The organism is Marinobacter sp. UBA3604, assembly GCF_002375325.1.
In the GTDB taxonomy this organism is placed as follows: domain Bacteria; phylum Pseudomonadota; class Gammaproteobacteria; order Pseudomonadales; family Oleiphilaceae; genus Marinobacter; species Marinobacter salarius.
The window spans coordinates 23,642-31,765 of sequence record NZ_DFMB01000056.1; the positions used below are offsets into that span (position 1 = coordinate 23,642).

At 56.9% G+C, this 8,124-nt stretch carries 7 protein-coding genes; 1 reads left to right on the top strand and 6 read right to left on the bottom strand.

What is annotated here, in order from left to right:
* Window positions 1-21: 21 nt before the first annotated feature.
* From ispH to murJ, 6 genes are all read right to left on the bottom strand, one after another.
* Entirely contained in the window at window positions 22-972 is a 951-nt protein-coding gene (gene ispH / locus B2590_RS16450; protein ID WP_286809928.1) for a 4-hydroxy-3-methylbut-2-enyl diphosphate reductase, read from the bottom strand.
* Between the two features lie 59 nt (window positions 973-1,031).
* Entirely contained in the window at window positions 1,032-1,484 is a 453-nt protein-coding gene (gene fkpB / locus B2590_RS16455) for an FKBP-type peptidyl-prolyl cis-trans isomerase (protein ID WP_286809927.1), read from the bottom strand.
* The gene (lspA, locus tag B2590_RS16460) at window positions 1,484-2,002 is read right to left on the bottom strand and encodes a signal peptidase II (RefSeq protein ID WP_286809926.1); all 519 of its coding nucleotides are present in this window, start codon (window positions 2,000-2,002) and stop codon (window positions 1,484-1,486) included. Before lspA ends, fkpB begins: the two co-directional genes overlap by 1 nt.
* A gap of 25 nt (window positions 2,003-2,027) precedes the next feature.
* A complete protein-coding gene (gene ileS, locus B2590_RS16465) occupies window positions 2,028-4,847 on the bottom strand; it encodes an isoleucine--tRNA ligase (protein WP_286809925.1) in 2,820 nt (939 codons plus the stop codon).
* 35 nt (window positions 4,848-4,882) lie between these two features.
* Entirely contained in the window at window positions 4,883-5,854 is a 972-nt protein-coding gene (gene ribF, locus B2590_RS16470; protein WP_286809924.1) for a bifunctional riboflavin kinase/FAD synthetase, read from the bottom strand.
* A 65-nt stretch (window positions 5,855-5,919) separates the two neighbouring features.
* Window positions 5,920-7,500 carry a murein biosynthesis integral membrane protein MurJ gene (murJ, locus tag B2590_RS16475; protein ID WP_286809923.1) on the bottom strand — a complete coding sequence of 527 codons (1,581 nt, stop codon included), beginning with the start codon at window positions 7,498-7,500 and terminating at the stop codon, window positions 5,920-5,922.
* 285 nt (window positions 7,501-7,785) lie between these two features.
* Between murJ and rpsT the strand changes: the two genes are divergently transcribed.
* Window positions 7,786-8,055 (top strand): 30S ribosomal protein S20, encoded by a 270-nt coding sequence (rpsT, locus tag B2590_RS16480; protein ID WP_041335394.1) that lies wholly within the window; start codon window positions 7,786-7,788, stop codon window positions 8,053-8,055.
* Window positions 8,056-8,124: the final 69 nt, after the last annotated feature.

The following is an 8,124-nucleotide window of genomic DNA, read 5'->3' on the forward strand; positions in this document are numbered from 1 at the left end:
ACACGAACGATGCCATCACAATCAGACTTCGATGGCATCGATTCGCAATTCTTTAGGCATCGAGAAAACAATACTTTCCTCACGCCCCGAGACTTCCTCGGGCACATTACCGCCGAGATCCCTTAACCTGGCGATAACATCATTCACTAACACCTCCGGTGCCGATGCGCCAGCCGTTACGCCGATCGAAGTCTTTTCTTCCAACCATTGCGGGTCAATCTGTGACGCTTCGTCTATCAGATACGCAGGCGTTCCCATGCGCTCCGCCAACTCCCGCAAACGATTGGAGTTGGAGCTGTTCGGCGACCCCACTACCAGCATCAGGTCACAGTCACCGGCCAACTGCTTCACAGCATCCTGACGGTTCTGCGTGGCGTAGCAGATATCGTTCTTGCGAGGGCCCTGGATTTCTGGAAACTTTTCTCGTAAAGCGTCGATAACTCGGGCAGTATCGTCCATGGAAAGCGTGGTTTGAGTAACATAGGACAGCTTGGACGGATCTTTTACCGACAACTCAGCAACGTCTTTCTCGTCTTCAACCAGATAGATATCACCGCCATTACCATGGTCGTACTGTCCCATGGTCCCTTCCACTTCCGGGTGGCCATGATGGCCAATGAGGATACATTCGCGCCCATCGCGGCTGTACTTCATCACTTCGAGGTGAACCTTGGTCACCAGCGGACAGGTTGCGTCGAACACCTTCAACCCCCGGCGCGCGGCTTCATTTTGCACCGCCTGGGACACACCGTGGGCGCTGAAGATCACCAGTTTATCGTCCGGCACCTCTTCCAGCTCGTCCACAAAGATGGCGCCGCGATTGCGCAGGTTGTCCACCACGAACTTGTTATGCACCACTTCATGGCGCACGTAGATGGGCGCACCAAAAACATCCAGGGCACGGTTCACTATTTCGATAGCGCGGTCAACACCGGCACAGAAGCCACGAGGATTAGCGAGTCGGATTTGCATAGAATTGCCCTGAGATATCAAACAAGTTTGCGGAAGCCTGTGGGAAGACCGAAATGCGGTTAATGGGCCCGGCCAACAGGCTCCACATCAATAATTTCCACTTCGAATGTCAGTGTACGCCCCGCCAGAGGGTGATTAAAGTCTACCTCAACCTGATCCCCTTCCACACGGCTAACGACGCCCGGCAACTCACTCTGACGCGCGTCCGCGAACGAGATCATAACCCCCTTTTCAAGCACCATGTCCGCGCTGAACTCACTCCGCTTGAACGTTTGCACGTTACTCGGATTATGCTGCCCAAAGGCCTTTTCAGGAGGTACTTCGAAGCTATTTCGGTCGCCCGCCGTCATACCCATCAGGTAGGCTTCAAAATTTTCTGGCAGGTTCTCGTCACCAATTTCCAGCGTTGCCGGCTCTTTCTCGAAAGTGGAATCAATGACCTCACCGTCACTGAACTTCAACGCAAAATGAAGCGTAACGCGTGTGCCCTGATCTACGGGAAGTTCTTTCATCAGCGATTGTCGCTCCTGTTGTCCGCATCCGGTTCCCGGGGCTTGCGGAAAATATCCAGAATCATCATGCCGGCACCAATGGTGATGGCCGTATCGGCGATGTTAAAGGCAGGGAAATGGTAGTCGTTCCAGTAAAAATGCAGGAAGTCGACCACGTAGCCATGAACAACACGGTCGTAAACGTTACCCAGCGCCCCACCGAGGATTAATACGATGGCAATCGCCGACCAGGTTTCATGACGCCGCAGGGATTTCAGCCATACAACCAGCACCACGCTGACCACCAGCGCCAGGGACACAAAAAACCAGCGTTGCCAGCCGGCGGCGCCGGCCAGAAAGCTAAACGCCGCGCCGGTGTTGTGCAGCAAGGTCAGATTGAACAATGGCATTACCGGTACCGGATTGCCATAGGTCAGCATGGCCGTCGCCAGGGCCTTGCTCCCAAGGTCCAGCACGATAACGAGCACCGCCAGCCAAAGCCAGCGGAGCTTGGAGCCGGTTTCTTCCGTATTGTTCATTACGCTTTCCACAAGGCGGCTTCCATCAGGCAAACGAGCGGGACTCGCCCTGCCCTTCTACGTTGGTCACACAACGACCACACAGATCGCTGTACTGTTCGCTCTGACCGACATCGGCCCGATGATGCCAGCAGCGCTCACACTTGGCGTGTCCGGCCGGGTTTACTTTCACCAGTAACCCCTCGTGGGATGTCGATTCCGCCCCATTGGCATCAGAGATCGGTGCTACGGTGGCTTCAGAGGTAATCAGCACAAAGCGCAACTCTTCACCAAGGTACTGCAGATCCTTGGCAAGGTCGCCTTCGCAATAAAGCGTTACTTCCGCACTCAGGGAACCCTTTATCTCTCCCCGGCCACGAACCTCCTCCAGGCACTTATTTACCGCTTCTTTAACGCTGAAAATGCGGCTCCAGTAGTCACGGCCCAGTTCGGCGTTGTCTGGCAGCGCCGTCAGGCCTTCATACCAGGTTTCGTAGAACACAGTATCGCCACGCTTACCAGGCAGGTGCTGCCAGATCTCATCAGCAGTGAAGCTCAAAATCGGCGCAATCCAACGCACCAAGGCTTCGGCCACATGGAACAGGGCTGTCTGGCAGGAGCGACGCTCGCGGCTGTCAGCCTGGGTGGTGTATTGCCGATCCTTGATAATATCCAGATAGAACCCGCCCAGCGTGGCCTCGCAGAAGTTGTACACCTTCTGGTAGATACGCAGGAACGCGTAATTCTGGTAATCCTCATGCAGTTCCTTCTGCAGCTGCAGGGCCTTGTCGACCATCCAGCGGTCCAGGGCTATCATATCCTCCGGTGCTACGGCGTGCTGCTCAGGATCGAAACCGGTGAGGTTGCTGAGCAGGAAGCGGGCGGTATTCCGGATACGACGGTAACCGTCCGCGGTCTGCTTGAGAATGTCCTTGGAGACCGTCATTTCACCGCTGTAGTCGGTGGCGGACACCCAGAGACGCAGGATATCGGCACCCAGCTCGTTCATCACTTCCTGGGGCGCAATTACGTTGCCCAGGGACTTGGACATCTTGCGGCCCTTACCATCGACGGTGAAGCCATGGGTCAGCACCTGCTTATACGGTGCCACGCCGTTCATCGCGATGGAGGTTTTCAGGGACGACTGGAACCAGCCACGATGCTGGTCAGAGCCTTCCAGGTACATATCCGCCGGAAACTGACCCAGTTCGGTGCGAGGACGCAGCACGGATTCGTGGGTTACTCCGGAATCAAACCAGACGTCCAGGGTATCCATCACCTTTTCATACTGGTCGGCATCACCGCCCAGCAGCTCGGTGGTATCCATGTCGTACCAGGCGTCAATACCGCCCTTTTCGATTTCCTTCGCTGCCGCCTCAATCAGATTCTGGGTATCCGGATGCAGTTCCTGTGTTTCTTTGTGGATAAACAGTGTGATCGGCACACCCCATGTGCGCTGTCGTGAGATACACCAGTCCGGGGACTGCCTGAACATGGCCTCGATGCGGTTCTGGCCCCAGGCAGGCACCCAGCGCACGCCCTTGATGGCTTCCAGTGCGTCGTCACGGAGGCTTTCCTTGTCCATGCTGATAAACCACTGGGGGGTAGCGCGGTAGATAAGCGGTGTCTTGGTACGCCAGCAGTGGGGGTAGCTATGGCTGAACTTCTCTGCCCGAACCAGCTTGCCCTCACGCTCCAAAGCGGAACACACGGGGTCGTCCGCCTTGTACACATGCACCCCGGCAAACTCACCGGCGGCCTGGGCATAGGTTCCATCGGCCTTGACCAGGCTGATGGTATCAATGCCGTAGGCCTTGCCCACTTCAAAGTCTTCCATCCCGTGATCCGGGGCCGTATGGACGGCGCCGGTACCAGCATCGGTTGACACGTGGTCGCCCAGAATCAGTGGCACCTGCTTGTCATACACCGGATGATGCAGATCCAGCTTTTCCAGCGTGGCGCCCGGTACAGTCGCCAGCACCTCATAGTTCTCAACACCCCAACGCGACATGATGCCATCCACCATGTCCGCTGCGAGGATCATCCGCTCCGGTCCGTGTCCGGTATCGGTCTGTACCAGAGCGTATTCCAGCTCGGCGTGCAGCGAAACCGCCTGGTTTGCCGGAATGGTCCAGGGCGTGGTGGTCCAGATAACAACCGACACATCACCCGCACCTTTGTCGGTGCCAAACAGGTCGAGCACCCGCGCCTGATCGACGACCGTGAATCGCACATCGATCTGCACCGACGTCTTGTCCTGGTATTCAACTTCGGCTTCCGCCAGCGCAGACTGACCGACCACGCTCCAATACACCGGTTTGAACCCGCGCACGAGGTGGCCTTTGGCAACTATTTTGCCCAACGCACGCACGATGCCCGCCTCGACCTTCGGATCCATGGTCAGGTAAGGCTTTTCCCATTCACCCATCACTCCAAGACGAATGAAATCAGCCTTCTGGCCAGCAATCTGCTTGGTCGCGTAATCACGACACGCCTGACGGAAGGTCTTGTAATCCACCTTCACACCCGCCTTGCCAATCTCCTGCTCCACCTTGTGTTCAATCGGTAAGCCATGGCAGTCCCATCCCGGCACATAAGGCGCGTCGAAACCCATGAAGCTGCGGGATTTGACGATCATATCCTTGAGGATTTTATTGACCGCATGACCGATATGAATGCTGCCATTGGCGTAGGGAGGGCCATCATGGAGGATGAACTTTTCCCGTCCCTCGCGCTGCTTGCGCAGATTGCCGTATACGTCCAGATCCTGCCAGCGCTGGAGCATGTCCGGCTCGCGCTTGGCCAGGTTACCGCGCATGGGAAAGGCAGTTTCAGGCAGATTCAGGGTGTGCTTGTAGTCGCTCATGGTAAAGGTGCGTAGCTCAGGTTGTTAAATGTCGGTCAATGTCCGGTGGCTAAGGAGCCATGGCCTGCAATCCACGCCCGCGCATCGTCAAAGTCACGGGCAATCTGCTCCTTGAGGTCCTCCACCGAGTCGAATTTCACTTCGTCCCGCAGGGCATGGCGGAAAACCACATCAAGACGCTGGCCGTAAAGTGTGCCAGCAAAGTCAAACAGGTGCACTTCCAGGGACGGCTGCTTACCGTCTACTGTTGGGCGCAGACCGATGTTGGCTACACCGTCCAGAACACGGCCATTCTCGAGGGTCGCGCTTACCACGTAGACCCCTTTCAGCGCAGGCATATGAGGCAACAGAATGTTCGCCGTTGGTGCGCCAATCTGCCGCCCCAACTGGCGGCCATAAACGATTCGCCCTCGAATGCGATAAGGGTGCCCCAATAAATCCTCGGCGTCGTTGATCCGGTTCTCCGAAAGCACACCTCGAATTCGGGTGCTGCTGACACGCTCGCCATGCACCGTCACTGTACGGGTGTTCTCCACCGTGAAGCCGCGTTGCTCACCCACTTCCCGCAGCAGCGAAAAATCGCCGGCCCTGTCGCAACCGAAACGAAAGTCGTCCCCTACCACAAGATGGCGAACACCCAGGCCATCCATCAAAACGTCTTCAATAAAGCCCATACCGGAGTAGCTCCGGAACCGCTCGTTAAAACGCAGGCACAGTACGAAATCGATGCCAGACGCCAGCAGCGATTCGAATTTCTGCCGGAACGGCATCAACCGTGGTGGAGCTTCAGAGCCCTGAAAGAACTCACGGGGTTGGGGCTCAAATACCATCACCACGGAAGGCACGCCGAGCTCCAGTGCTTTTTCATGAACCTGGTCGATGATGGTCTGGTGCCCAAGGTGCACCCCGTCAAAATTCCCGATGGTGGCGACGCACCCGTTCGCGAGCGGCGCTTCGTCCTGCTGCGAAAGGCTTTTCAGGTTAGTCAGGCCCCGGATCAGACGCATGTAAAGCGAACCCTTGTTTGCCAGTGGTGTATGGTTTCACTGGTGAGAAAACGCGCGATTATAACCTACCTGTGGCGAAAATGTCTTACCCGAACCCCGGTCATTGCCAACACAATAAAGTACACCGCAACGCCCGAGACTACGAGAATACCCATATCCGTGGCCCGCTGGAGCCCACTGGCCGTCAGCCACTGGCCAACCGGCGGTTGTAGCCAGAGGATGACCGCAGCCAGAGCCGCATTGGCAAGTCCGATCTGAACCAGGAAGCGGGTCCACCCCGGCTGCCATTTCCAAGCGCCCTCACGGATAAGGCCGCGCCACAAGAGCGCCGTGTTCAACCACGCAGAGAGCGAAGTTGCCAGCGCCAGCCCCGCATGTGCCAGTGGGAAAATCAGCGCCAGGTTAAAAACCATGTTGGCCACCATTGCGATAATGCCGATTTTGACCGGCGTCTTGGTGTCTTGCCGCGCGAAATACCCCGGCGCCAGCACCTTGATCAACATGAAGGCCAGCAGCCCGGCGGAGTATGCGCGCAGGCTTTGGGCCGCCATGGTGACGTCGCGATCGGTAACTTCTCCGTAGTGGAACAGCGTGGCAATCAATGGTTCAGCCAGCAGGGCCAGCGCCAACGCGGCAGGCAAACCTATAAGCAGTACCGCCCGCACAGCCCAATCCAGAGTTGCGGCGAACTGGTCCGCCGATTCCGCTGCGTGTTTGCGGGACAGACTGGGAAGAATCACCGTGGCAATGGCGATACCGAATACGCCCAGGGGTAACTCCGACAGGCGATCCGAGTAGTAGAGCCAAGACACACTGCCGGTCTGCAGAAACGACGCGAGAACCGTGTCCAGAAGCAGGTTGATCTGGCTGACGGAGACCCCGAACAACGCAGGCACCATCAACTTCATGATTCGACGGACCCCTTCGTGCCTGTAATCCACTCTTGGCCGCGGCATCAACCCCAACTGCATCAGAAAGGGCAACTGGAAGAACAATTGCAACGCCCCGGCGATAAACACCCCCCAAGCCAAAGCGATGACAGGCGTTTCCATCAGGGGCGAGAGAAATATGGCCGCGCTGATCATCGCCAGATTGAGCAACACTGGCGTAAACGCGGGAACGGCAAAGCGGTCGTAGCTATTGAGAATACTGCCTGCAAACGCCGTCAAGGAGACCAGTAACAAATACGGGAAGGTAATACGCAGCATATCGCTGGCCAGGCCGAACTTGAGGTCGTCATCCAGAAAACCCGGTGCGAATACCGCAGTCAGCAGCGGCGCCCCCAGCATGGCGACTGCCGTCACGCCCAACAGCACCAACCCAAGGACGCCTGCAACCGCGTTGACCAAACGCCGGACTTCGGTGACCGATTCCTGCTGCCGATACGAGGAAAGCACCGGTACGAAGGCCTGAGCGAACGCACCTTCGGCAAATAGGCGGCGGAGAAAGTTGGGGATTTTGAAAGCGACAAAGAACGCGTCGGCGCCGGCCCCGGCACCAAAATAACGCGCAATCACCATATCCCGGACCAAACCGAGAACTCGCGACAGCATCGTCATTGAGCCAACGACTCCAGATGACCTCAACAGCCCTGGCGGTTTGGGTAAAGCCTTTGGTGCTTCTGTCTGCTCAGGTTCGGACGACATTCTTGGCCTGGACAATGGTTCAGTATTTACTGGATGCACCCGGGATGTAGCAGGCCATATTTCGGTAATTCCCTAGGGCCTTCACGGGACTCTCAGGCGATGAGCGGCGAGTTTACCACAGGGGCCGGAGATACCGGGATGAAATAGCGTTGAGCCTTGACATTTTAGGGCGTTGGCGGCATAGTTCCGCGTCATTTATTTCGACGCGCTGGTTTTGGCGCGCCCGCGATTTTTACGAATCGTTTCACACGAATTTCGGATTTCACAGATCTCAGGAGTTATACGGTGGCAAATACCCCGCAAGCCAAGAAGCGCGCACGTCAGAACGAGAAGAACCGCAAGCACAATGCCAGCCTGCGTTCCATGGCGCGCACTTACATCAAGAAGGTCCAGGCCAGCATTGAGGCCGGCAAGCCAGAGGAAGCACAAGCGGCTTTCCAGAAGGCTCAGCCGATTATGGACAGCATGGTTAACAAGGGCGTGTTCGCCAAGAACAAGATTGCTCGCCAGAAGAGCCGTCTGAGCGCCCGCATCAAGGCCCTGAAGAGCGCGTAACGCTTCTTCGGAACTTGAGAATGAAGAAACCGGCCCATCAGGCCGGTTCAGATTGCTGACGAACCCCGG

Bases quoted from the DNA above. Each gene is read 5' to 3' on its own strand.
- ispH (WP_286809928.1), bottom strand. From the start codon at position 972: ATGCAAATCCGACTCGCTAATCCTCGTGGCTTCTGTGCCGGTGTTGAC.
- fkpB (WP_286809927.1), bottom strand. From the start codon at position 1,484: ATGAAAGAACTTCCCGTAGATCAGGGCACACGCGTTACGCTTCATTTT.
- lspA (WP_286809926.1), bottom strand. From the start codon at position 2,002: ATGAACAATACGGAAGAAACCGGCTCCAAGCTCCGCTGGCTTTGGCTG.
- ileS (WP_286809925.1), bottom strand. From the start codon at position 4,847: ATGAGCGACTACAAGCACACCCTGAATCTGCCTGAAACTGCCTTTCCC.
- ribF (WP_286809924.1), bottom strand. From the start codon at position 5,854: ATGCGTCTGATCCGGGGCCTGACTAACCTGAAAAGCCTTTCGCAGCAG.
- murJ (WP_286809923.1), bottom strand. From the start codon at position 7,500: ATGTCGTCCGAACCTGAGCAGACAGAAGCACCAAAGGCTTTACCCAAA.